Genomic DNA, 24350 nt, shown 5'->3' with positions numbered 1-24350 from the left:
ATATGGCCGCGTATTATCCAGTCATTTTAAAATTTACTTTAGGCATTATTTGTCTTATTTTTCAAATTAACATTTCCGGTAAAGGTAATCTAGCTCCCTCTTCGGCAATGGACGCAGTTCAAAATTATGTTCTAGGTGGAATTATTGGCGGTGTGATTTACAATGACTCCATTACGGTACTTCAATTCGTCTTAGTATTGATTATTTGGACATTTTTGGTGATGTTGCTGAAATATTTAAAAGACCATAACCGCTATGTGAAATTGCTGATTGATGGTCGTCCAGTTAATTTGATTCAAAATGGTCAAGTAGACGTACAAGAGTGCCTGAAACACGGTATATCTGCCAGCGAATTAATGTTCAAGCTTCGTAGTAATGGCATTTACGAGGTAGAAAAGGTAAAGCGGGCAATTTTAGAGCAAAATGGACAGCTAACCTTAATTGAATTTGGCGATGAAAATATTCGCTATCCGATTATTGTTGACGGACAGCCAAATGAAGACGTGCTAGAGCTAATCGGGAAAGACCAAAATTGGTTAGCTGAAGAAGTGAAAAAACGCAACTTCAGCAACATCTCGGATATTTATCTAGGGGAATACATTTCTGGAGATTTACGCTTGAGTGGGTATAAAGAGTGATTAAAGTGTACTCTTTATACCCGCTAAGCTAGGATGTGCTAATGAGATCTATTTCCCCGTTTAAATATTATAATTAAGGCAAATTGGCTCTATCTTCTTTTTTTTCGTTTCTTCTTCTTCTTTTTCTTTGAACGTTGCTGCTGAAGCCTGTCACTCTGTACTATTTGAGGAGTATCATCTTTCTTTGGCGTAAAGAGTATTGGTGGTTGCCCAGAATTGGAATCTTCTACCGCTGAAATTGTATTCGTTTGAAGTTCCTCTGCTAATGGCTCGCCGGGTTCGTTTTTTTCGTGCGTTTCAATTGAGCTATTCTTGTTTCCTTCCACAATGATTTCTTCCTGAACCTGTTCTATAGGAGCTTTTACCTCTGTGTTCGTAGAGTCAATTAAGACTGCGGGACTTTCCACTAAATTTTCTGGCACACTGCTCAAGTCAAAAAGCGGTGTCTCGATCGTTTGAACGAACTTCGCTGAAACGACTTGTTGAAATAATTTTACGCCATCTTTTTCAAACAAGTTCAACGTTGTCAGTTTCTCTAAAAGTGCTTTAATCTCCTCTGGTGATTTATTCGGATCTGGATCGTTAAACGTCCACTGATGTGTTTTTCCTTCGCTATTTAAAAATTTTCCTACTAGTTTTAACATGCTAATCTTCCTTTCTGTTTTAAAATTAATTGTGTAGTTAAGTGTAATCGAGTCAATAAATTAGACTAGTTTTCCTGTTGATTCTCAGTTGTTGTGTTCCGGCCGGTGATTAAAAGATAGCAGATAATGATTAAATAACAAAACTCGATTTTTTCCAGAAACTAGCGATAATTTCCAATTATTTTTTCGGAATGTTGGTTTAATCGTGCAGTAAAATTTACTAAAAGAAATTATAGGGGGTGTTTTGACAATTTTCGATTTTTGAAAAAAAGTGAATGAAAACTTGATAAATCAATGATCTGTATAGGAGTGGAAAAATAAAAGCTGAATTATTCACTTTAAAATAACGAATAATCAGTAAGCTTTCTCTGGAAATTAAAAACTTGAGATGACAGGATAGAAGTAGTTTTGACATTATTGATGAATAAAAAAGCTCTCGCAAATTCCTAGAAAAGGAATGAGACGAAAGCATTCTTGTGTTTATTTGATCGGTTTTAAATAGTTATTCAATGGTTTTTGATAGATATCCCAATGAATGGTAGTTCCATTTAAATATTCGGCTAATAAGTATCCTATATAAGGACCCGTAGTTAGTCCAGATGACCCTAAGCCGCTAGCAACTAGCAAGCCATCATTCACTGCTCCAAAGAAAGGTGAAAAATCTGAGGTATAGGCTCGGGTTCCAACACGATACTCATAGGGGTGATTGAAAAGGTGCTCCGGATTGGCTAAGAAATTCGCTGCATTACTCGTTAATTGTTGAAATGCTGCAGAAGTAGGGCTTAAATCCCATTCTTCCTCATTTTCATGGGTTGCACCAAGTAAAATTCTGCCATTTTCAAAAGGGATCAAATCAGCTTCGCCGTCTAACATTACGACCGGCCATGCAGAGGATTGCTGTTCCGATGTATTGAAAACTAGCAGCTGCCCCTTTTGTGGACGAACATCTGCTTGAATTCCTAGTGGAGCTAATAATTCCTTTAAATGTGGGCCAGGTGCTAAAATAATTCGGTCATAAGTTAATACTTGACCATCATCAGCTAGCTTTAAAGACTGAGCTTGCTGCAAATGAACCCGTTGATTTTCAAGATGGACGCCTTTTATCTTTGCTAAATCACGTAAGTGTTGCAAGTATGCTTGACCATCTAAACGGCCGCCTCCTGAAACGTAAAGAGAGGGAGTAGGCTTTAATAATGGGAAAAGACTAACCGTCTCTTCTGCTTCTAATAATCGAATTTCACCCAGTTCAGGTGCTTTCGCCTGTCTTTTTTCGGCTAAAGTGTAAAGTTCTTCTAACTGTGATTCTTTTCGCAGCAATAAAGTTCCTGACTGTTTATAGATAGATGTATCCAGATCAAAATCTTGGACTAGTTTTGGGAAAAAAGCTGCCCCAGCTTTCGCCAAGGCATACCATTGTTTATTTCGGCGTTTTGAGAGCCAAGGAGAAATAATTCCTGCACTAGCCTTAGTCGCTTGTCCGACAGGTTGATCATAAAGAGTAATATCAAATTTCTTGCTATCTAAATAATTAGCAAGGGTCATGCCGATAATACCACCACCGACGATTGCAATGTTTTCCATGCGGGTTCCTTCTTTCTTCTACATTTTATTCTGGCACAGAAAAGAAAAATCAACAACTGATAATATTTTAAAAAAAATAAGTTTGCCTGTTTAAGAGAATAGGATATACTAAATACATCATATTTTTCAATTAAAAAAAGGAATTGGTTTCAACTTTGGAAATCCAAGGAAGGACTGGAAAAGGAATAACATGGGTGCATTAAAAAAATATATTGAAACAATATTTGCCGAGTTTCCTAAAACAGCCGATGTTTTAGAAACGAAAGAAGAACTGCTGACAACGATGGAAGATCGATATACGAGCTTATGCAGTGCTGGTAGAAGTGAAAAAGTAGCGATTGGGATCGTAATTGGGGAATACGGGCTAGTCGATGAGCTAAAGGAAAGTTTGCATATTTGCTAGCTCAAGTGGTCGGAATTAAATAAGTAAAATAAAAGAGGGGCGCGAAAACTTTCAAGTGATGAAGGAGTTCGCGCCCTTCTTTTTGTTGCAAGCACATTTTATCATATTTTACTTTACCTGTCGTAGTAATTACGGTATACTAATTACAACGACAGATGAAGTAATTTTCGGAGGTGGCAAAATGATTTCTAGCGATGGGATTCGCGGCTACAACGACGTGATCATTTTGTCGGTCCTTAGTGAAGGAGATTCCTACGGCTATGCGATTTCGAAGCGAATTCGTGAACGGACGGAAGAGTTGTATGTAATCAAGGAGACCACCTTGTATTCGGCCTTCAACCGGTTGGAAAAGAACGGATTGATTCAGCCGTATCCTGGTGAGGTGACTCATGGGAAAAAAAGGACGTATTACCGGATCACAGAGGTTGGCAAGAATTTTTTGAAAGAAAAGCGAGTCGAATGGCAGCAGACCAAAGAGGTTGTTAATCGATTTATGAAAGAGGGATAATGATGGATACGATAAAAAACTATTTGGAAACCTTGTTTATCGAGTTTCCTAAAACAGAGGAAGTCCAACGGGCGAAACAAGAACTGCTGACGATTATGGAAGATCACTACTGGTCTTTACGGGATGAAGGCAAGAGTGAGCATGAGGCGATTGGCGCAGTAATCAGTGAGTTTGGCTCGGTGGATGAGCTGAAGGAAACCTTGCAGTTTGAAAGCAGAGTAGAAGAAACATTTGAACCAGAAGACGACTTTAATGCGATTACTGAAGACGAAATGCTGAAATTTATGGCGAAGCGTAAGCGTAGTTCCTTTGGATTAAGCCTGGGAATTTCTTTATGTATTATATCAGTTGCCTCATTAGTCGCCTCGCAGGGAGTCTGGTATCTAGGCGGTTTGGGTATAGCTGCCTTTTTCGTGAGTGCGGCAGCAGGGGTCGGTATAATTATTATGAGTGGTATAGAGCTCTACAATCAAGGCAAACCCTTGAATGACCGTTATGTGCCCAGAGAAGTTCAGAATTTGGCAAGAACGGAAAAGGAAGCCTATCATAAGAGCTTTAAGGCAAGCTTGGTTTTAGGGATTTCTAGCTGTGTGTTAAGTCTAGTTCCAGTAATCCTATTTTTTGAATACTATTATTCTGCAATAGGTGTTGTGTTAATGTTTATGATGATTGCGGCGGGTGTCTTTTTGATTGTCTACGGCAGTATTTATAGCAGTAGCTATAACAAGTTCATCAACAATCGCTACTATGTTCATGATGATGACAAGATGGGGCCAAATGCTCGTCGTGAACGTTACGGGAATGCGGCGCCAACCGTTCTCTTAATTGAAAAATTGTATTGGCCGCTGATTGTATGTTTCTATTTTTTCGGGTCATTTTTGACAAACGCATGGGAAATCAGCTGGTTGGTCTTTGTAGTGGCGGGTATCTTCCATGATTTATTGATTAGTTTTTTCAAAAAGGCCTATAACTAAAAAGATCGAGAAACCTTTATAAGTAGGGTTTCTCGATTTTCTATTTTGCAGAGAAAAAACCTCCTAAAACGAATTAGGAGGCAACCTTTCTCAAAAAAGACAGAGAAAGTTTAGCACATACTATCATTAGTATAGCGTATTTGCTTCAATTTATCATGAGAAAATTCGGGAATTTTTTTATTTTGCGGTGACTGGTGTAGGACAAAAGAAAAGGGAGTGAGTCGGGCACTATGAATACTTTCAAATTAAAAATCATTGCCTTAATCTTGATGGTTGTAGATCATGTTGGACTTTATTTTGATTCCATGCCTACGTGGTTTGGTTGGCTAGGGCGAGGTTCTTATCCTATCTTTTTATTTTGTATGGTTTGGGGCTATCATTTTACAAGAGATCGGAAGAAATATTTGCTGCGTCTTTATGTGATGAGCCTTTTTATGACAGCTTTTGGGTACCTGGTTGATTCCTGTTTTGTGACAGAATCGGGGTACGGGAACCATAATATTTTCCTGCCGATGTTTTTAGTGGGGTTACTCATTAGTACCATTGAGATATTTCGGAAGGATCGAAAAAAGGGGGCCATTATACTTGCTGGCCTCTTCTTTGTTCAAATGCTGTATTATATCATTCCCAACATAGTGCCATTTGCAGGTAATTTGAGTGGCGACGTGTTGACAGGGATCATTCCCAATTTGGTGTTGAATGAATATGGCTTTAATTTTGTCGCTTTGGGCGTGCTGATGTATTTTCTCAAGGAGAAAAAGGATCTTCTTTGTGTCGTATATATTCTGTTTTGTATCAGTCAATTTAGTGGAGAAATGATCAACACAGGCTCCGCCACGCAATGGATGATGATTATCGCCTTGCCTTTTATGCTTCAATATAATAAGGAAAAGGGTCCCAGCTTAAAATACTTCTTTTATATTTTCTATCCGGCCCATACCTTTGTATTGTTCTATCTTGCTAATTTTATTTTCAACAGATAATTATTTCATTCAAAATTATCAAGAGTAGCTTCATGGAACGATCCAATGAGGGAAACATAAAAAAGCACTCTGATAGCTAGTTTTTAATCTAACTGATAGAGCGCTTTTCTTAAGTTTTATCTATACTGCTGTATAACCGCCATCAACTAATAACGTAGTCCCGTTCACAAAGCTGGCTTTGTCACTAGCTAAAAAGGCTACAGCTTCGGCAACTTCATCTGGTTGACCTAAACGTCCAATTGGATGCATATCCACTAGCGCTTGTGTAGCTTCATCATCCATATCACCTAACAGTGGTGTTTCGATATAGCCGGGAGCGATAGTATTTACCCGAATGCCTTCTTTACTGTAGCTGGCTGCTAAGCTTTGGCTGAGTAATTTCACGCCGCCTTTAGATGCTGCGTAGGCTGGAATATCTGCCCGGGCGTCGACACTGTGAATGGAGCCGCAGTTGACGATCGTCCCGCGATCTTCTTGCTTCAGCATTTGTTCAATCGCTGCTTTGTCTGATAAGAAGACACCAGTTAAGTTTACGTCAATCGTTGACTGCCATTCCTCTGGTGTCATTTCAGTAATTTTGTCGTCATCGGACATGCCGGCATTAGCCACTAAGATATCCAATTTGCCAAATTTTTCTACTGTATCAGCCACCATTTTTTCCACTTGTTCAAATTTAGTGACATCAGTTTTCAAAAATAACCCGTCTTCATCACTGATATTCAATTCTTTTAAGATCTCACCGCCGTCATCACTCATATCCGCAACGACAACTTTTGCGCCCTCGTTGTAGAATACTTTAATGCAGGCAGCACCAATTCCACTTGATCCACCGGTAACTAATGCAACTTTTCCTTCAAAACGTTTCATAAAATAATTCCTCCTTTAATTTGTTTACTTGTTAACGGTAACAAGTTTTCTTAATATTGACAAAAATAGTGCTTACAATTATTTGGTGGTATTTATATATGCTAAAAAACACAAAAATAAGGTTGTGACATAAAACGTCACAACCTCGAAAAAATCGTTAGTTATTTAGTTTGATTTGTTTGGCACCGATAGTTTCTAAAAAGCGCTGATCGTGTTCGATTAAAAGCAAGGCAGGTCTGACTCGCAGTAGAAGTTCTTCTAATTGCTGCTGGTTAAAGACATCCAAATAATTTAATGGTTCATCCCATAAATAAAGCTCCGCCGATTGGGAAAGAGATTTCGCTAATTCAACTTTTTTCCGTTGCCCCATACTCATTTCTTCGATGCGATTGTTAAAGACGTTACGATCCATGCCTAACTTTCGTAAATTGTTTAAAAAAGCGGAATAATCTAAATGGTTTTTCTCCGCAAAATCCTGCAAAGTGCCCTGATTATCTTCATAATTTTGTCGTACATAGCTTATGTTTAAATAATTTGGCTGTAGTTTCGTTCCTTCGGCGTCGCCTTCGAATTGTCCAAGTAAATAATTGAATATACTAGATTTTCCTGAGCCGTTGGGTCCGGTCAAAGCTACGATGTCTCCTTTATTGACTTCAAAAGAGATTGGAGTAAATAACTCTTCGGTGTAGCGCAGCTGTAACTTTTCAATTTTTAACAATTGCTGATGGTGGGTAGGTTGATAAGCCATCGATAATTGATCTACGTCTTCAATGTCTTTAAGCAAGTCCCCCTTAACACTAATTTGTTCATTCATACGCTTCGTAATATTTTTCGAACGCTTCATAACTCGGGCGGCTCGCGCACCGATGAAGCCAGTGTCGTTAATAGCTCCGCTGCCTTTTTCTGATGACTTGCCATACTTATCGCTTTCCCGATTTCTTGACCATTCGGCTTTTTCAGCAGCAGTTTGTTTCAAACGTGACACTTCTTTTTTTATTTTGATATTTTGGGCTTGTTCAAATTCGTCCCGCAATTTTTTTTGCTCTTCATAAGTAGAAAAATTCCCTTGATACATAACCAACTGACTTTTTTCTATTGCCAGAATATGATCGGTGACCTGATCGATAAATTGACGATCGTGACTAACTACAATAAAACCTGATTTCTTACGTAAATAGTCAGCTACGTGCTGACGAGCTTCACCATCTAAATGATTCGTCGGTTCATCGATTAGAGGAAAACGATCATTCTGAGTGAACAACATCGCCAATAAGGCTTTCGTCTGTTCCCCACCAGACAGAGTAGAGAAGGGTTGCCACAAAACTTCAGGATTCAGCTGAATTAAGTTCATTTCTCTTTCTAATTCCCATAATTCAAAGTTTTCAGTATCCTCCAAGACTTCGTATGTTAACCGGTCTATGTCGGTTACTAGTGCTGGAAAATAGATTGCTTCTACTGGCATTTCGATTCGTCCTTGATAGGGATAATTTCCTAGTAATAGTTGAAGAAGAGTAGTCTTACCGCGACCATTACGGCCGATCAGCCCTAGTTTCCAGCCGGTATCTAAAAGTAAGTTCGCATCAGAAAAAAGTGTAGTTCCTTGCTTGTCAAAGCCAAAGGTTAGTTGTTCTATTTTAATCGTAGCCATTTTGCTCACCTCATTAAAAAATTCAAGTACTTTTCAGGAGTGACAAAAGGGTACACAAAAAGAGACCCTGCCGGAAAAAACTAAGTCAATCCTGAAAATCTGCCCACTGATCCCTTGGTTTAATCCTAAAAAAGGTTCAGTTCGCAACTTTCAACATTCACTTAGTTTTTCAACGGCAAGATCCCTCGTTTCTTTTATTTGATAGGTTTGATTAGATTGGAGGAAAGAACTTTCGTTAAAAAGTAGACGTAGTTGCTTCCCCTAACAACTACGCCCAGGAGTGATCCTCGTGAGATTATCAGCGAGGCTCGAGATAGGAAAACTATCTCTAATTTTATAGTAGCATAATTTAAACGAATTGGCGAAGAAAGTTCATAATTTTCAGAGTTTTTTATCGCTTTAAGCAACTGAATTTTGATAGAATAAAACAAATAAGGAGGTGCCAGAGTGAATATAGCAGCAATTTATCATCGACCAGAAAGTGAGTACGCTTATTTATACTCAAAAGACACAATGCGGATTCGTCTGCAAACGGCTAAAGAAGATGTAAAGTCCGCAGCTTTAATTAGTGGAGATCATTATCTGTTTAATGAAAAATGGTATTTGAACCGAGAAAACATGGGCAAAGGGCTATCTACAGCTCATCACGATTATTGGGAAATCGAGGTATCTAGTGAATTTAATCGTTTATCTTATGCTTTTTATGTAGAAGATTTTGATGGGAATGCGTATTTTTATTGCGATCAGGGGATTTTTCCTTATGAAGAGGAATTTATGCAACAAGATAGTTCTTATTTTCGTATGCCTTATTTCCATGAGATTGACCGTTTTAAAGCGCCAGAGTGGGTTCACGAAACGGTGTGGTATCAGATTTTTCCTGAACGTTTTAGCAACGGTGACACATCCAACGATCCAGACGGTACATTGCCTTGGGGGAGTAAAAAACCGGACCGCGAAGATTTCTTCGGAGGCGATCTGCAAGGAATTATTGATAAACTAGATTATTTGGTGGAACTAGGAATTAATGGTCTGTATCTTTGCCCCATTTTTACTTCTCCTTCGAATCACAAGTATGATACAGTCGATTATCTTGAGATCGATCCTCATTTTGGAGATAAGGCGTTGTTTAAAGAATTGGTGAACAAGGCGCATGAGAAAGGTATCCGAGTGATGCTGGATGCGGTATTTAATCATCTGGGTGCCAGCTCTGACCAGTGGCAGGATGTTATCCAAAAAGGAAGTCAGTCACAATATGCTCAGTGGTTTCATATTCATTCTTTTCCGGTACATTATGATCCGGTTCCTAATTCAGAGTTCGGCGAGAACATTAATTATGATACCTTCAGTTTTGTACCAAACATGCCGAAGTTAAATACGGCCAATCCAGAAGTGCAGGAATATTTATTATCGATCGCTTCCTATTGGATTAAGGAGTTTGATATCGACGGGTGGCGATTGGACGTAGCTAACGAGGTTGACCACCACTTTTGGAAAAAATTCCATGATCGAGTGTTAGCTGAAAAAGCTGATCTTTACATTTTAGGTGAAATTTGGCATTCCTCTCAAGCCTGGCTACAGGGAGACGAATTTCATGCAGTAATGAATTATGCTTTTACTGACAGTATCAAAGCCTTTTTTCTAGATTCGGAAGTGACTGCTACTAATATGCTAGATGGGATGAACCATCAGCAGGTCCTTTATCGCGATCAAACCAATGAAGTGAACTTCAATCTGCTGGACTCTCATGATACGCCTCGGATGCTGACACTTTGTGATGGGAATAAGGCCGTGTTGAAAAGCGCCTTTGCCTTCATGTTTCTGCAAAAAGGAACCCCTTGTATTTATTATGGTACTGAAATAGGCTTAGCAGGCGGAATGGACCCAGATTGTCGCCGCTGTATGCCATGGGAAGACCAAGATCAAGAGTTACTGGCATTCTTCCAACAGCTGATCCGTTTTCGGAAAAACTATGCGGATGTCTTAAGTTTTGGACAATTACGTTGGCTTTCCAAAAAAGATCGGGTGATTACTTTCCAACGGAGCTATTTGGGCAAAACGCTTCGCTGTAGCTTCAATGAATCCGGTGTTGCTCAACCTATTAAGAAAAAAGGTGTACCACTGTTTATTCAGAACGCTGCTGAAGAAAAAGACTATATCTTGGAACCACACGGTTTTATAGTAGAATTAGTTTAATCCTTTGATGACCGTTGTTCAGTTTGAAGGCTGAGCAACGGTTTCTTTGTGCTTAAAAATATTAAACGTTTAATATGCATTTATATCTTTTATTAATACTCTTATTGACATTATATATGTATCGTATTAAACTATATGCATACCAAATAAACGATTAGAAGGAGATTCACATGACTCAATGGGTTTATTTATTTTCAGAAGGATCAAAAGAACAAAAAGGATTGCTTGGAGGTAAAGGTGCAAACCTAGCTGAAATGACCAAATTAGGTTTACCAGTTCCAACTGGGTTTACGGTGACCACTGATGCATGTCTTTGTTATTTGAACCAAGGAAATGTTTTAACAGATGAAATGAGAGAACAGATTATAAATGCAGTGGATCAATTATCGGAAAAAACGAAAAAATCTTTTGGTGATACCAAGAACCCATTATTGGTATCAGTCCGCAGTGGTTCGAAATTCTCTATGCCAGGTATGATGGATACTGTTCTAAATTTAGGGCTAAACGACCAAACAGTCGAAACTTTGGCAAAAAACAGTCAAAATGAACGCTTCGCTTATGACTGCTACCGTCGCTTACTACAAATGTTCGGCGATGTGGTTATGGGAATTGATAATCAGAAATTTGAATCACGAATTACCGATTTAAAAAAATTGCATCAATTGAATTTTGACAATGAGCTAACCGCTGAACACTGGAAGCAAATTGTAAACGAATACAAGGAGATCTATCGTCAAAACCTTCAACGAGAATTTCCCCAAGATCCAATCGAACAGCTATATTTAGCGATTGAGGCAGTCTTTGGCAGCTGGAACAATCAACGAGCTAAGACTTATCGACGGCTGCATGACATCAGCGACGATCTAGGAACGGCTGTGAATATTCAGGAAATGGTCTTCGGAAATTTTGGCGAGACTTCGGGAACAGGAGTGGTCTTCTCACGTAATCCTTCCACTGGAGAAACGGGTCTTTTCGGTGAGTATTTGATTAATGCCCAAGGCGAAGATGTGGTAGCGGGTGTACGAACACCTAAACCAATCCAAACATTAGCTAATGATCTGCCAGAGCAATATCAGCAGTTAAAAACAATTTGTGAAAACTTAGAAAAACATTATAAAGACATGCAGGACGTAGAATTCACTATTGAGCGAGAAAAGCTGTTTATTTTACAAACTCGCAACGGAAAAAGAACCTCAAAAGCAACAATAGCTATCTTGTTGGATATGTTTAATGAAGGAATTATTACTGAAACGGAATTGGTAGAACGGTTGGAAGCTAAGGACTTAGAAGCATCATTACATCCGAGCTTTGATGAAGAAATTTTGAAAAATAAAGAACCCTTTTTATCAGGCTTAGCGGCTAGTCCAGGTGCTGCTGTAGGTGCTGCTTACTTTTCTGCTGAAACTGCTACCCAAGCAAAGGCTCGCGGGGAGAAAGTTATTTTAATTCGTGAAGAGACTTCACCAGAAGATATTGAAGGAATTGCAGTCAGTGAAGCAGTCATTACCGCACGTGGTGGAATGACTTCTCATGCAGCAGTAGTTGCACGTGGGATGGGCATTTGCTCGGTAGTTGGTTGTGAAGCATTAACGATGGAAGATGACAAAGGTGTTGTGGGAAAAGAAATAATCCAAGAAGGAACTATTTTATCTGTGGATGGTAATTTAGGAAATGTTTACTTCGGTGAAATCCCGTTAGAAGAGTTAAGTAACACTGTGGCATTGGATGATCTTCATGTGATTTGGGATCGCCATGCCAAGTTCCAAGTTCGAGCGAATGCCGAGACACCTAAAGACATCCAAACTGCAATGGCTTTAGGTGCAACAGGAATCGGTTTGGCTCGAACAGAGCATATGTTTTTCGAGAAATCTCGTCTGTTGCAGTTCAGACGTCTAATTTTAGCAGACTCTTTAGAAGAGCGCATTGAAGTTTTGAAGGATTTAAAACAAGTACAAAAAGAAGATTTCAAATTTATGTATGAAGCAGCAAATGGCAAGGCAACAACAATTCGTTTGTTAGACCCGCCATTACACGAGTTTTTACCGAAAAATAGTGACGAATATCGCGAAGTAGCCAAAGACTTAGGAAAAACTTTCAATGAAGTAAAACGGAAATCTGAGAATTTATCAGAGACTAATCCAATGCTAGGGTTCCGTGGTCTACGTTTAGGAATTGCGTATCCCGAAATTTATCAAATGCAAGGTGAAGCCATTATTGAAGCTGCTTACGAAGTAATGACGGAAAATGGTTATATCATTCAGCCGGAAATCATGATTCCATTTACCATCGATGCCAATGAATTCGCCCGAGTTCGAGAATCTATTGAATCAGCAATTCAAGAATCCATGAAGCAGTATGATCAAGCGATGGACTATCAAATCGGTACCATGATTGAAATTCCACGAGCTTGCTTAGTAGCAGATGAAATTGCAAAGCATGCAGACTTCTTCAGTTTTGGTACGAATGATTTAACTCAAATGGTATTGGGACTTTCTCGCGATGACTCGCCACGGATTGTTTCTCAATATTTAGAAGCAGGAATTATGGAAGACGATCCATTCCAAGTATTAGATGAAGATGGTGTTGGTGCCATGATGAAGATTGCAATTGAAAAAGGTCGGCAAGTAAAACCAAACTTAAAGATTGGGATTTGCGGTGAAGCGGCTGCTCATCCGAAATCAATCGCTTTTTTAAATGAACTGCCGATTAATTACATCTCATGTTCACCGTTTAGAATTCCGCAAGCGAAAATGACACTAGCACAGCATGGTGTGAAGGGCTTGATCAAACAATAACAAGCAAAGAGAGGTTCCAAAAAATTACTTTCTCGTTTGCGTATCCCTTAATCTGGAATCATCCAGATTAAGGGATATTTTTTTGTTTTCACATTGATATCACACCTAAATTTTATATAGTTAGCTTTTGGTTAAAATAAAAGAACGAAAATGAAGGATTTATTATTTGTAAACGTATTCAAAATTCGTTATACTTTGTCTGTATTTCAATAATTATTGCTGGTAATTCAGTCTTTTTCAGTGCTGGGTTGATAACAAACATTATTTATTGAATTAAAAGATTTAATCTTTCAATTGTTGAATTTTTGTTAGAAGGCTATGGAGGACAGAATGACTCACAGTGTTATTTAGGATATAATATCCGATTAGGGGGGGTGAAACAAACTGCAAAATTGAAATTGTTAGAATAACGAGTGTTTTTCTCATGATAGCGGGCAGACTTCTCATTTCTAGTTCGTATCATTACTCTTTTAAAAAAAATTGGGGTATGATTATTAGTAAGAGGAAGTCAGCCTAACAGTCCGGCGAGAGAATATTCTATGTTATGGCAAGAACTTTCTAACTCGTAGTGACGGAATTTTCCGTTAAATAAAATAAGAGAGCAGGGAGATATACTATGACAATTGATTGGCAAAAAGAAGTCGAAGCGCGCAAAGATGACTTATTGAAGGACCTTGGAGACTTGATTCGCATCGATAGTGTTCGTGACGTAGAACATGGAACTAAAGAAGAACCTTTAGGACCAGGGCCTGCAGCTGCATTACGTAAAGTTTTGGAAATTGCTGAACGTGATGGGTTTGAAACTAAAAATATTGAAAATGTTGCTGGACACATTGATTACGGTGATGGTGAAGAAATGTTTGGTCTGCTAGGTCACGTAGATGTAGTACCAGTTGATGATAATTGGGACACTGATCCATTTGAACCAGTCATCAAAGACGGCAAATTATACGCTCGCGGTTCAGCTGACGATAAAGGACCTTCAATGGCTGCTTACTATGCCATGAAGATCATCAAGGATTTGGAATTACCATTATCTAAAAAAATTCGTTTTATCTTCGGTACTGATGAAGAGAGTGAATGGGTAGGTATCCACCGTTACATGGAAGTGGAAGAAATGCCAAAAGTTGGCTTCTCACCAGATGCGAACTTCCCAATCATCAACGGCGAAAAAGGAATCTTATCTTATGAAGTTACGTTTGAAGATCAAGAGGGCGAAGATGGTGCATTCACTTTGGAAAGCTTCAAATCAGGTATGCGTACAAACATGGTACCTGGAGACGCAACAGCTATCCTTAAAGTTAATAACGAAGTAAAAGCTGCTGACTTGAAGGCTGCATTTGAAAGCTTTGTTGCGGAAAAAGAAGTAGATGGTGAATTCAAAGAAGAAAACGGTCAAATTACTTTGACTACTATTGGTAAAGGGGCCCATGCCCAAGAACCTAAATTCGGGATCAATGCGGCAACTTACCTAGCTACTTTCTTGGTTGACCATAACTTAGATGCTTCAGGCGCACACTTCGTAAAAGTGGTTTCTGAATTTATGCACCTAGATTACAATGGTAAGAAATTAAATGCTTACACCAAACATGATGTAATGGGTGAAACTACTTCATCAGCAAACTTGTTTGATTACAGCCAAGACGGTGTGAAGAAAGTTACTTTAAACATTCGTCACCCAGAAGGCATTACCAAAGACGATATCTTGGACAACATGAAAGAAGTACTAAAAGACGCTGACGTTTCAATCGAAATTATTGGCGACATTAAGACGCCTCATTACGTACCTGGTGACGATCCATTGGTTAAAACCTTGTTGGACGTGTATGAAGAACATACCGGTGACAAAGGAGAAGAACAATCAATCGGTGGCGGTACTTATGGTCGTATATTAGAACGCGGTGTCGCTTACGGCGCAATGTTCCCAGGCGAAGAAAACGTGATGCACCAACCAAACGAATTCATGCCAGTAGACAGCTTGCTGAAAGCAACTGCAATCTACGCTGATGCAATCTATCGCTTAGCGAAATAAAATGACAGGCTTTTAGGAGTCCTGTTAAATAAATAGGGCTCCTTAATTACTGTGTACCTTAAGGGAAAAGGTAGGAAAGGAATTTCGGATAAATGAAAAAACTGTCGAAAGACGCATTTGGCGGCGTGTCCGGGAGAGACTACGTACCATACGTAGAGGGCAAGCCGAAAAAATCAGGCTCAGGAATTATCCTAACGCTAGGAATTATCTTAGCAGCGGTATTCGCAGCCTCAACTGCATATTCAGGGATGAAAGCGGGGCTGACTGTTGCCGCAGGGATTCCAGGAGCAATTATAGGTTCAGGTTTGGTTTCGCTATTTGTTAAACCAAAAACAATTTTAGGGAAAAACTTGCTGCAATTGATGTCTTCTGGTGGGGAATCAGTAGCCAGCGGGATGATCTTCGTGTTGCCGGCCGTAATCTTAGTCGGTGGGAAAATTAATTTCTTCGAAGGCGTAGCATTAGGTGTTGGCGCAGTACTATTAGGTGTCGGCGTATTTACTTTAGTGCAAGATTACATGTTAGTTGACGAGCACGGTAAATTGGTTTACCCAGAAGCGATGGCGATTTCTGAAACATTAGTCGCATCAGATACTGGTGGCGAGTCTTTGAAATACATGGGAATCGGCTTTGGTATAGGCGGTATTATTACTGTCTTAACTGGTTCTGTATTAGGTGTAATGAACAATGTCATCAGTTACGTAAACGAAAGCTTCTACAAATGGAAATTTGAAACCGAAGTAAACCCATTGTTGGCGGGAATTGGATTCATCGTCGGCATGGATGTTTCATTATTGATGTTTGCTGGATCAATCTTGGCAAACTTCGCAATTGCACCATTGTTGGGCTACTTCATGAGTATGGCCGGCAACGATGCGAGTATCTGGGATAATGCAGCACAATTAGTGAATACTGCAGACTTCTCAATGATCTCTGGCTCATATGTACGTTATATTGGTGCTGGTATGATGATTTCTGGTGGATTAATCGGGGCAATCAAATTGATTCCAACGATCATTTCATCTATTTCAGCAACCATGAAAGGCCGCAAAACTGAAGGCGCTGAATCAGACGGCGGCGGAGGAATGTTGCCATTAATTATTGGTGCTGTTGTAGCATTGGTTATGGGATTTGTGATTACAGGAAACATAGCAATGGCTCTAATCGGCGGTGGCTTGTCAATTATCTTGAGTCTATTGTTCGTTATTGTTGCTGGTCGTTTGACTGGTACAATCGGTACATCTAACTTACCTGTATCAGGTATGACAATTGCTTCAATGGTTATTTTGACCTTAGTATTTGTAATGATGGGCTGGACTTCAGCTGAAAATACGCAACAGCTACTATTGTTCGGTACCTTTATCGTATTGGCAATCTCAGTTGGTGGCGGGTACTCACAATCACAAAAAGTTACCTTTGTCATGGGCGGGAACTTCAATGAAGGTCGTCGCTACTTCGTAATTGCTAATATTGTCGGGGTTGTTATCGTAACTGGTATGATGGTTATCTTAACACCTCAACTACAAATTACTGGTGCAAACCCACCATTTGGGTTACCACAAGCAAACTTGATGGCTACCTTGACTGCCGGTATTACTTCAGGCAGCCTGCCATGGCACATGATTATCTCTGGTATCGTCATCGGGATCGTTCTACAATTAATGGGCGTATCTATTATGACCTTTGCGATCGGGTTCTACTTACCAATTTCAACCACTTCAATCATCCTTGTGGGTGCCTTGATTCGCGTATTCATTGAATACATGAACAAGAAAGAAACTGAAGAAGTCGCTGAAGAACGAATTACTCTTGGTGTCAGCTTGTCTTCAGGCTTGATTGCTGGTGGATCAATCATTGGTTTAATCGGAATCATCCTGCAGGTATCAGGAATTCTTACACCAGGCGCGCCAACTGGATTCTTAGGCAGCAACGCAGCCGCTTGGTTGTTACTAGTAATCTTAGTCGTTGCAATCGTCGTTCCTTTGTTAAAAGTAAAGAATGTGAAAGCAAATGATAAATAAAAATTCAGCCACTGTAAATGCTGAAACAGAACAATTACTAGAACGTGTCTACCAAATGAAACCTGAGCTGCGTTATGAAGTCCGCGATGGCATCGTCTTTGTCATTAAAGAAAACAATGCTTGGATTCAACGGACTTTGCGGAAAATCAAGTACAAAATCCCTGAAACCTCCGAAATGGAGCTAGATGAGTACGGCAGTTTCATTTTCCAGCAAATTGATGGTCACAAGACAGTCCGCGAAATCGGCGAGAGACTAGGCGAAGCCTATGAAGAAGCCAACCAGCAGCTGTATGACCGCTTGCTGTTGTATTTGAATCATTTGGAAAAGAACGAAAAGTATATTGAACGAATTGCATAGTGAAAAGCACAAGCTTAGGATAAAATCTAGGCTTGTGCTTTTTTTATTTTTGGAGGAAGGATAGATTTTTGCAACTGAAGAGATTAGAACGTTAGGTTAGCAAAGTCCGGATTCGCAGACGAATTTTAGTCTTAATGCGCCGAAGCTGAGCGAGTTTGCGAAGCCTTTTCTATTGTAGGGAGAAATCTTGATGCTTTTCAATGCCGTCGGTGGTAATCATAGTAAAATAAACTGGATCTTTCTGATTGTTCAATTGAAATTGAATCGTTAACTCCTGGCTTTCCTGTGGCTTGATCTTTTGATCAGCTAAGGTATTTTCTATTCGTGAAATAGGCACACCACTTTGGTAGTCAGAATTTTGAATCTGAGTAGCTTGGAAAGTGGTAAATAATTCGTTGAAGGAGATCTCATCAATGGAATCATTAGTCCATCGGAGCTGGGCAACAAAATGTGTGTGTTGGCTTAAGCTGGTTTCGCTAAAAATGATACTCGCATTAGGAAAAACAATTGCTGATGTATTGTTGTACTCCAGCAGCTTTTCATCCGGTGTGTCTTCTGCGACGGTTTTCATTTTTGAGACGTCGCCACAAGCGCTAAACAAAAAGAGCAAGAAGCACAAAGTAATTAATTTGATAATCGTCGTTTTCATGTACGGACTCCTTTTCAGTAAGGGTAAATTTTTCGTTGCAGGGAAATGGTGAGAAGGATAACTAGGGCGAGCATTCCTGCTAAAACTGGTAGTTCAATCGCAGCTTTGAAATAAATCGGTTGAATCATTGATACTTGTAACAGATCGGAAGAACGGTCAACAACCCACATATAGCAAAAACGGATCAAAGCTGTTTCAACAAGATAAGCCATTGCTAAGGCATAAAGTGTCTCCCATAAAACAGTCAGTGAGATATAAGTGCTTGATGAACCAACTAGCTTCATCGTCAAAAATTCCTCCTTTTGAGTCAGAAAATGTTTTGTGAAGATTGACTTATAATAGAAGATACCCAAAATACCTGTTGTTGTGATGGCCAGCCAGCTCAGCACTTGGAGAATAGCTGAGAAATGAATCAATTGCTGCAAGGCACCTACTTGATCAAAGACATCCTGATTTTTCTGGCTTTCAACTGTCATCTTAGTAAAAATAAGATACAATCGACCAAAAATATTTAATAGGAAGGAAAACACAAAGAAAATGGAAAAATTAGTAAAGGTTACACTACGGTTGCGTTTTAAACGTAAAAAGGCATCAATGAGAATGTAATAGAATTTGATCATAAGAATCTCCCAGTTGGTAGTGCTTTACATAAGAGTATAGTGGAAATTCCTGGCCATGGGAATAGGGTCGAGCTGTTTTACTATGACTAACAAAATTTCGGGAATGGCGGGAGGAGGTTCTGTGCTATACTTTTGATAAGAAAAACTGCGAGAGGGGGCTGTTAGGGTGCGGGCATTTTTAATGAAGGATTCAATTTTTACGTTGATCTATGCTTTTTTCTATCATTTATGTATAGCAGCGCCGATTCTAGGGCTGGCTTTTTTGCCGGGGATGGGGTTGAAAATGCTGCTGTTTGCAGTGAGTTTAGTGGCAGCGTTGGTGATTATCCATCATTTTCCTCAGAAAAAATTTGAACGCAGATACTTAACCATACTATACAGTGGCTGCATGTCCTTGAAGATATTTGTCATGAGCTGTCTGCTGACAGTAGTGCTCTTAATAGTTTTCTTCCTATTTAATAGTGTTTTCTGGCCATATTTAGTCGCAGGTGTGGTGTGGTTTGTTTTATTGGAGGCCATCCTTTTCTGGAACGGAATGATCCGTGTATTTCTATCTTCGGTTCAGCTGGGAGTAACGCTACGAGTCGTGGCAGCATTGTGTGGTTGGATTCCGGTTGTTAATATTGTTCTGCTGCTAAAGGTTATCGAGGTAGTAGAAAAAGAGTTGGCCTTTGAATATCAAAAGGATTTGCTAATTGACGTAGCTGTGGAATCACAGGAGTGTCGGACTAAATATCCACTTCTTTTAGTTCACGGTGTCTTTTTTCGAGATATCAGTTATTTGAATTACTGGGGCAGAGTGCCATATTTTTTGAAGCAGCGAGGGGCGAATATTTATTATGGCAATCAAGAATCGGCTCAAAGTGTAGAATACTGCGGCCAACAGCTGGCCCAGCGAATCAAGCAGCTGGTAGAAGAAACCGGCTGTGAGAAGGTCAATCTGATCGCTCACTCCAAAGGTGGTTTAGACAGCCGTTTCGCTGTGGCGAATGGTGAAATAAGTCAGTATGTGGCATCTTTGACGACGATTAATACACCGCATCAGGGATGCATTTTTGCAAATTATTTGTTAAAGAAGGCGCCAAAAAAACTAGTTAATCAAGTGGAGAAAATGTACAACTTGGCTTTTCAAAAGTTGGGCGACCAGCAGCCAAACTTTTTGGCAGCAGTAAATGACTTAACCGACGAATCCTGTCAGAAGTTGAATCAAAAGATGCCGAATCAGCCAGAGGTATATTATCAGAGTATTACCTCCTATGTCAGGAAAGCCTCCAGCGGAAAATTTCCCTTAAATATGTTTTATCCTATCGTGAAGCATTTTGATGGAAGAAATGACGGATTAGTTTCGGTGGCTTCAGCCAGTTTTTTCAATGAAACGACAGTGATTGATCCGCCGGGGAAACGGGGGATTTCCCATGCAGATATGATTGATTTAAACCGGGAGAACATTGACGGCTTTGATGTTCGTGAGTTTTATAAAGAGTTGATTATTGAGCTTAAAATGAAGGGATTCTAAAAGCAGTGAGCTGACATAGTTGTGTCGGCTTTTTTAGTGAGTTAAATCTTTGGGTTCTACTAATGAAGTAGCAGTTTCTACGTTTAATTTAGAAATAATGTATAGTGTGCTTTACAAAATATGTTAAGCTTGCTATATTTATGTTGTAAAGTGAGCTATACATTTTGGAGGTGGATGGATGAAGAAACGACTATCGGTGGTCAGTGATGCAACGTTTTTAGCAGATCTGTGGGCAAGAAACAAAAGGCTGATTAGCCTGGGCGGGCTAGGGTTGCTTTTGCAAGGAGCAGTTCAAATTGTCAAAAGACTTATGTGGATAGGTATATCTGAAAATGCCTTGGCTTTTATTTCAGGATTAAGCTGTGCTTTAATTATTGTCAGTTTTATCAGTTGTGCACGTCATCAGCGAATCATTGACGATCCGGCCTTACTTCGCAAGCGGCGTCAAAAGTATAGTGACCTAATTTAAGTAGGATAGAAACAAAAGACTGAACGACTTTTACAGAAGGAGGATGAGAACATGAAAAACTATGAATTTGTTACTGTAACTCCAACCAATAAAGGAGTAGTAAGTGGAGAATTGGTCGAACATCGACAAATTATTGTTAAATACGCCGAAAAGGGTTATCGTTTTATAGCCGCTATCCCAATAGAAATCAATGCTAATGGCTATCCGCGAAAATTTGACTTAGTATTTGAGAAATAACAATAGCACATTGCCTGTACTCACGGATAAAACTTTCCGTGAGTATATTTTTTGTTCCATTTGAATATTTTTCACAAAACTGATTGTCTATTTTGAACAAAGTTTTGCATAAAAATTTACGGTATGATGAGAGTAATAGAAGGAAAGAAGTGGAATTTATGGAAGAAATGAATATTGAACGTCGCTTAATTATGACTCCTGGACCTGTCAGCATTGATCCTCGTGTATCACAAGCAATGAGTGCTACGATTTTAGGGCAGTTTGATCCGGGTTTTACTAACATTATGAACCGAACAATGGAGATGATTAGGGCCTCCTTTTTGACAAAGAATCAGTGGGCTTTTCCAATTGATGGCACTAGCCGTGCTGGCTTAGAGGCTGTAATTTCTAGTATTGTTAAGCCAGGTGACAAAGTATTAGTCCCAATTATTGGTCGTTTTGGTCATTTACTAGTTGAGTTAGTTGAACGAGCTCAAGGCGAGGTTCACACGATTGAACGTCCTATGGGGGAAGTGTTTGATCAGCAAGAAATAATTGCCGCATTGGATCAGGTGAATCCAAAGGTCTTAGCGGTTGTTCATGGTGAAACCTCAACTGGCAGAATGCAGCCGATGGATAGATTGGGCAAGGCTTGTAAAGAAAGAGGCATTTTTTCTGTCGTTGATGCAGTCGCTACCTATTTAGGTACTGTAATTCCAGTAGATGAATGGGAATTAGATGCTGTAGTTGGGGGAGCACAAAAGTGCCTATCGATTCCATCTGGCATTACACCGATTACTTTTAACGATCGTTTTGCTGCAGAAATTAACAAGCGCAAGCGGGTGGAAAGCGGAATTCGTACGGCAGACGACGCTGAAGATAATCCGTTTATCACTAGCAATTATTTAGATTTAACCCAACTTCAAGATTATTGGAGTGAACGTCGTTTGAATCACCATACTGAAGCGACTGTAATGATGTACGGCTTGTACCAAGGCTTGCGACTGGCGCTGGAAGAAGGCGTAGAAGAGCGGGCAAAACGCCATGAATATCACCATACCGCTTTAAAGATAGCGTTAAAAGCTTTGGGGTTGACAATTTATAGTGACAACAATCATGAAATGAAGATGGTTACTTGTGTTGAAATTCCGGAAAATCTTGACGGTGAAAATTTCCGCAACGGATTACTAAAAGAGTTTGGTGTAGAGATTGCCTCTTCTTTTGGTGTACTCCACGGAAAAATTTGGCGAATCGGCACAATGGGATACGTAGTCCAAAAAATGAACATCATCACTTTTGTCACCATTTTTTCAACTTATTTAGTCAATCAAGGTGTTCAAGATTTGGACCCTAACGCAGCTTTGACTGCGCTGTTTAATTATTACGAGGATGAAACATATTAATTCAATTTGACTAGAGTTTGATCAGGTGTTTTCCAGCCATCAAACTCTTATTTTTCCTTTCTGGGCAACCCTTTTGTTCGAATCGCACAAACACCTTCAACTCATTTTAGTGTTAATGACTAATGTAGAAAACTTATTAACCGCTTACAATTAAAGGCGATAAAGGAATGGCAAACTTTTCATTAGTAATTAAATAGAAGATGACGGTTTTCTATTAGTAAAATCTGCGCGCAAATTATCTATTGCTGAAACAGAAAGGTTCACTTCTCTTTTTATCAACCTGCCCATTTTTCTTGAAAAAGAATAATCGGACTGAAGTTAGGAGGAAGGGATATTGAAGAACGAAGATTACCAGGTTTCTCAAGAAGAAATTGCTCAATTTAAAGAGCGTGGTTACAACGACGATATGCTGCCTAAAACACCAGAAAAACGGAACATGGGTGTCAAAAACTATTTTACTCTCTGGATGGGGTCTGTGCATAACATTCCTAACTATACAGCAGTCGGAGGTTTCCTGTTTTTAGGACTTTCCCCGATTAATGTCATGTTTGCTTTGGTGATCAGTGCATTAGTTGTCGCTTTATTTATGACTATGAATGGTCGAGCTGGATCAAAATATGGGATACCCTTTGCTATTCATTTACGCTCAACCTATGGCGACCTTGGTGCTAAGTTACCCGGTTTTCTACGAGGTTGCGTGGCAGCGATTGCTTGGTTCGGATTGCAGAACTATACCGGTTCCTTAGCGTTACTAGTTTTAATCGGCAAAGTATGGCCCGGCTTTTTACAACTAGGCGGCGATGCAAGCTTTTTCGGTATTGGAATTCCTGGATTAATTGCTTTTACCCTTTTCTGGGCATTGAATGTGTTGATCGGAATTGGTGGTGGCGATATGTTGAACAAGTTTACTGCTATTTTAAGTCCGTTGATTTACATTGTGTTTGGTGGAATGGCAATATGGGCGTTGCGTGTTGCTGGCGGGATTGGCCCAATTCTTTCCTTTGATACCAGCGGTGCTACCCAAAGTATGAATCCATTCTTCGCCTACTTCATGATCATTAACTCGGTGTTAGCAGTCTGGGCGGCTCCTGGAGCTAGTGTCTCCGACTTTACTCAAAATGCGAAATCTACTAGAGACCAAACGGTCGGTCAAATGGCGAGTCTGTTAGTAGCTTATGTCATCTTTGCTTTTTCAAGTGTAGCTATTTTAATCGGCGGATCGATTCACTACGGTATTCAAGAGTGGAATGTATTGAACATTGTTGATCGTTGGGAAAGCTTTCCTGCAATTATTGTTGCGATGACTGTTTTCTTATTAACGACTATATCAACCAATGCAACGGGAAATATCATCCCGGCAGCCTATCAGCTGTGTGCCTTGTTCCCTAAAAAGATGACTTACAAAAAAGGTGTTCTGATTGCGGGACTGATTAGTTTTGTCATTATGCCTTGGAAGCTGATGGAAAATGCGGACAGTATCTTCATTTTCTTGAATTCGATTGGTGCTGTTTTAGGACCGGTTGCCGGGGTAATGATCGCTCATTATTTCTTTGTTAGCAAACAAAAAATTGATTTAAATGCTCTATACATCAATCCTGAAATTAAAAATTCTAAGAATGAGTATCGTGGGTTGAATCGTCAGGCGTATATTGCCACTATTATTGCTTTAATTGTTTCCTTAAGCGGACAATTCATTCCAGCAATGCAGGCTGTATCGAATGTGTCTTGGTTGGTTGGCTTTGCATGTGCATTTGTGATTTACCTTGGTTTGAAGAAATTAGGCTCTGAAAGTAAAACTGAAGAGGTTTTTGATTAAACAAAAGAGAGGATGG

Annotated in this window: 21 protein-coding genes; 15 read left to right on the top strand and 6 right to left on the bottom strand. The window is 39.5% G+C overall.

The window, feature by feature from the left end; all coding sequences use genetic code 11:
* The first annotated feature begins 2 nt into the window (after window positions 1–2).
* Window positions 3–638 (top strand): DUF421 domain-containing protein, encoded by a 636-nt coding sequence (locus tag IGI42_RS17665; protein WP_438717296.1) that lies wholly within the window; start codon window positions 3–5, stop codon window positions 636–638.
* Between the two features lie 89 nt (window positions 639–727).
* On the opposite strand, the gene IGI42_RS17660 is transcribed toward IGI42_RS17665, so the two are convergent.
* A complete protein-coding gene (locus IGI42_RS17660) occupies window positions 728–1282 on the bottom strand; it encodes a DUF2922 domain-containing protein (RefSeq protein ID WP_438717295.1) in 555 nt (184 codons plus the stop codon).
* 480 nt (window positions 1283–1762) lie between these two features.
* Complete coding sequence (locus IGI42_RS17655) at window positions 1763–2863, bottom strand: NAD(P)/FAD-dependent oxidoreductase (protein ID WP_438717294.1); 1101 nt, start codon at window positions 2861–2863, stop codon at window positions 1763–1765.
* Between the two features lie 190 nt (window positions 2864–3053).
* On the opposite strand from IGI42_RS17655, the gene IGI42_RS17650 reads away from it, so the two are divergent.
* The 4 genes from IGI42_RS17650 to IGI42_RS17635 all read left to right on the top strand — a co-directional run bounded on the left by IGI42_RS17650 (window position 3054) and on the right by IGI42_RS17635 (window position 5731).
* A complete protein-coding gene (locus IGI42_RS17650) occupies window positions 3054–3266 on the top strand; it encodes a hypothetical protein (RefSeq protein WP_438717293.1) in 213 nt (70 codons plus the stop codon).
* A gap of 181 nt (window positions 3267–3447) precedes the next feature.
* On the top strand, window positions 3448–3774 hold the full coding sequence (locus IGI42_RS17645) for a PadR family transcriptional regulator (protein ID WP_207672833.1): 327 nt from the start codon (window positions 3448–3450) through the stop codon (window positions 3772–3774).
* Between the two features lie 2 nt (window positions 3775–3776).
* Window positions 3777–4748, top strand: a complete 972-nt coding sequence (locus IGI42_RS17640) for a permease prefix domain 1-containing protein (protein WP_438717292.1) — start codon at window positions 3777–3779, stop codon at window positions 4746–4748.
* 230 nt (window positions 4749–4978) lie between these two features.
* On the top strand, window positions 4979–5731 hold the full coding sequence (locus IGI42_RS17635; RefSeq protein ID WP_438717291.1) for a TraX family protein: 753 nt from the start codon (window positions 4979–4981) through the stop codon (window positions 5729–5731).
* A 120-nt stretch (window positions 5732–5851) separates the two neighbouring features.
* Here the strand turns inward: IGI42_RS17635 and IGI42_RS17630 are convergent, their stop codons facing one another.
* Window positions 5852–6598, bottom strand: coding sequence for an SDR family NAD(P)-dependent oxidoreductase (locus IGI42_RS17630; protein WP_438717290.1), 747 nt, complete (start codon window positions 6596–6598; stop codon window positions 5852–5854).
* Between the two features lie 157 nt (window positions 6599–6755).
* Complete coding sequence (abc-f, locus tag IGI42_RS17625) at window positions 6756–8246, bottom strand: ribosomal protection-like ABC-F family protein (RefSeq protein WP_438717289.1); 1491 nt, start codon at window positions 8244–8246, stop codon at window positions 6756–6758.
* A 447-nt stretch (window positions 8247–8693) separates the two neighbouring features.
* Between abc-f and IGI42_RS17620 the strand changes: the two genes are divergently transcribed.
* From IGI42_RS17620 to IGI42_RS17600, 5 genes are all read left to right on the top strand, one after another.
* On the top strand, window positions 8694–10439 hold the full coding sequence (locus tag IGI42_RS17620; protein ID WP_438717287.1) for a glycoside hydrolase family 13 protein: 1746 nt from the start codon (window positions 8694–8696) through the stop codon (window positions 10437–10439).
* 170 nt (window positions 10440–10609) lie between these two features.
* Window positions 10610–13234 (top strand): pyruvate, phosphate dikinase, encoded by a 2625-nt coding sequence (gene ppdK / locus IGI42_RS17615; RefSeq protein WP_438717285.1) that lies wholly within the window; start codon window positions 10610–10612, stop codon window positions 13232–13234.
* A gap of 616 nt (window positions 13235–13850) precedes the next feature.
* Window positions 13851–15266 carry a dipeptidase PepV gene (pepV, locus tag IGI42_RS17610; protein WP_438717283.1) on the top strand — a complete coding sequence of 472 codons (1416 nt, stop codon included), beginning with the start codon at window positions 13851–13853 and terminating at the stop codon, window positions 15264–15266.
* A gap of 92 nt (window positions 15267–15358) precedes the next feature.
* Window positions 15359–17287, top strand: coding sequence for an OPT/YSL family transporter (locus IGI42_RS17605; protein ID WP_438717282.1), 1929 nt, complete (start codon window positions 15359–15361; stop codon window positions 17285–17287).
* On the top strand, window positions 17277–17645 hold the full coding sequence (locus tag IGI42_RS17600; RefSeq protein ID WP_438717281.1) for a PqqD family protein: 369 nt from the start codon (window positions 17277–17279) through the stop codon (window positions 17643–17645). The genes IGI42_RS17605 and IGI42_RS17600 overlap by 11 nt, the downstream gene beginning before the upstream one ends.
* A 169-nt stretch (window positions 17646–17814) precedes the next feature.
* On the opposite strand, the gene IGI42_RS17595 is transcribed toward IGI42_RS17600, so the two are convergent.
* A complete protein-coding gene (locus tag IGI42_RS17595; RefSeq protein ID WP_438717279.1) occupies window positions 17815–18294 on the bottom strand; it encodes a DUF5067 domain-containing protein in 480 nt (159 codons plus the stop codon).
* 14 nt (window positions 18295–18308) lie between these two features.
* A complete protein-coding gene (locus IGI42_RS17590; RefSeq protein WP_438717278.1) occupies window positions 18309–18914 on the bottom strand; it encodes a hypothetical protein in 606 nt (201 codons plus the stop codon).
* Window positions 18915–19080: 166 nt separating this feature from the next.
* Between IGI42_RS17590 and IGI42_RS17585 the strand changes: the two genes are divergently transcribed.
* The 5 genes from IGI42_RS17585 (at window position 19081) to allW (ending at window position 24334) form a co-directional block, all read left to right on the top strand.
* Window positions 19081–20430, top strand: a complete 1350-nt coding sequence (locus IGI42_RS17585; RefSeq protein ID WP_438717277.1) for an alpha/beta fold hydrolase — start codon at window positions 19081–19083, stop codon at window positions 20428–20430.
* Window positions 20431–20608: 178 nt separating this feature from the next.
* Window positions 20609–20899 carry a hypothetical protein gene (locus IGI42_RS17580; RefSeq protein WP_438717276.1) on the top strand — a complete coding sequence of 97 codons (291 nt, stop codon included), beginning with the start codon at window positions 20609–20611 and terminating at the stop codon, window positions 20897–20899.
* A 51-nt stretch (window positions 20900–20950) separates the two neighbouring features.
* The gene (locus IGI42_RS17575) at window positions 20951–21136 is read left to right on the top strand and encodes a DUF4177 domain-containing protein (RefSeq protein ID WP_438717275.1); all 186 of its coding nucleotides are present in this window, start codon (window positions 20951–20953) and stop codon (window positions 21134–21136) included.
* Between the two features lie 158 nt (window positions 21137–21294).
* Window positions 21295–22518, top strand: coding sequence for a pyridoxal-phosphate-dependent aminotransferase family protein (locus IGI42_RS17570; protein ID WP_438718320.1), 1224 nt, complete (start codon window positions 21295–21297; stop codon window positions 22516–22518).
* 334 nt (window positions 22519–22852) lie between these two features.
* Window positions 22853–24334 carry an allantoin permease gene (gene allW, locus IGI42_RS17565; RefSeq protein WP_438717274.1) on the top strand — a complete coding sequence of 494 codons (1482 nt, stop codon included), beginning with the start codon at window positions 22853–22855 and terminating at the stop codon, window positions 24332–24334.
* The last annotated feature ends 16 nt before the right edge of the window (window positions 24335–24350 follow it).

Source organism: Enterococcus sp. AZ109 (assembly GCF_051714625.1).
Lineage (GTDB): Bacteria > Bacillota > Bacilli > Lactobacillales > Enterococcaceae > Enterococcus_A.
Note: the sequence above shows the minus strand (reverse complement) of the source record. Positions and strands in the feature narration are given on the sequence as shown.

What these genes read in the sequence shown, in the direction of transcription:
- IGI42_RS17650 (WP_438717293.1), top strand. Translation starts at nt 3,054, where the DNA reads ATGGGTGCATTAAAAAAATATATTGAAACAATATTTGCCGAGTTTCCT.
- ppdK (WP_438717285.1), top strand. Translation starts at nt 10,610, where the DNA reads ATGACTCAATGGGTTTATTTATTTTCAGAAGGATCAAAAGAACAAAAA.
- abc-f (WP_438717289.1), bottom strand. Translation starts at nt 8,246, where the DNA reads ATGGCTACGATTAAAATAGAACAACTAACCTTTGGCTTTGACAAGCAA.
- IGI42_RS17605 (WP_438717282.1), top strand. Translation starts at nt 15,359, where the DNA reads ATGAAAAAACTGTCGAAAGACGCATTTGGCGGCGTGTCCGGGAGAGAC.
- IGI42_RS17600 (WP_438717281.1), top strand. Translation starts at nt 17,277, where the DNA reads ATGATAAATAAAAATTCAGCCACTGTAAATGCTGAAACAGAACAATTA.
- IGI42_RS17595 (WP_438717279.1), bottom strand. Translation starts at nt 18,294, where the DNA reads ATGAAAACGACGATTATCAAATTAATTACTTTGTGCTTCTTGCTCTTT.
- IGI42_RS17660 (WP_438717295.1), bottom strand. Translation starts at nt 1,282, where the DNA reads ATGTTAAAACTAGTAGGAAAATTTTTAAATAGCGAAGGAAAAACACAT.
- IGI42_RS17645 (WP_207672833.1), top strand. Translation starts at nt 3,448, where the DNA reads ATGATTTCTAGCGATGGGATTCGCGGCTACAACGACGTGATCATTTTG.
- IGI42_RS17590 (WP_438717278.1), bottom strand. Translation starts at nt 18,914, where the DNA reads ATGATCAAATTCTATTACATTCTCATTGATGCCTTTTTACGTTTAAAA.
- IGI42_RS17665 (WP_438717296.1), top strand. Translation starts at nt 3, where the DNA reads ATGGCCGCGTATTATCCAGTCATTTTAAAATTTACTTTAGGCATTATT.
- pepV (WP_438717283.1), top strand. Translation starts at nt 13,851, where the DNA reads ATGACAATTGATTGGCAAAAAGAAGTCGAAGCGCGCAAAGATGACTTA.
- IGI42_RS17575 (WP_438717275.1), top strand. Translation starts at nt 20,951, where the DNA reads ATGAAAAACTATGAATTTGTTACTGTAACTCCAACCAATAAAGGAGTA.
- IGI42_RS17655 (WP_438717294.1), bottom strand. Translation starts at nt 2,863, where the DNA reads ATGGAAAACATTGCAATCGTCGGTGGTGGTATTATCGGCATGACCCTT.
- IGI42_RS17570 (WP_438718320.1), top strand. Translation starts at nt 21,295, where the DNA reads ATGGAAGAAATGAATATTGAACGTCGCTTAATTATGACTCCTGGACCT.
- IGI42_RS17635 (WP_438717291.1), top strand. Translation starts at nt 4,979, where the DNA reads ATGAATACTTTCAAATTAAAAATCATTGCCTTAATCTTGATGGTTGTA.
- IGI42_RS17630 (WP_438717290.1), bottom strand. Translation starts at nt 6,598, where the DNA reads ATGAAACGTTTTGAAGGAAAAGTTGCATTAGTTACCGGTGGATCAAGT.
- IGI42_RS17640 (WP_438717292.1), top strand. Translation starts at nt 3,777, where the DNA reads ATGGATACGATAAAAAACTATTTGGAAACCTTGTTTATCGAGTTTCCT.
- IGI42_RS17580 (WP_438717276.1), top strand. Translation starts at nt 20,609, where the DNA reads ATGAAGAAACGACTATCGGTGGTCAGTGATGCAACGTTTTTAGCAGAT.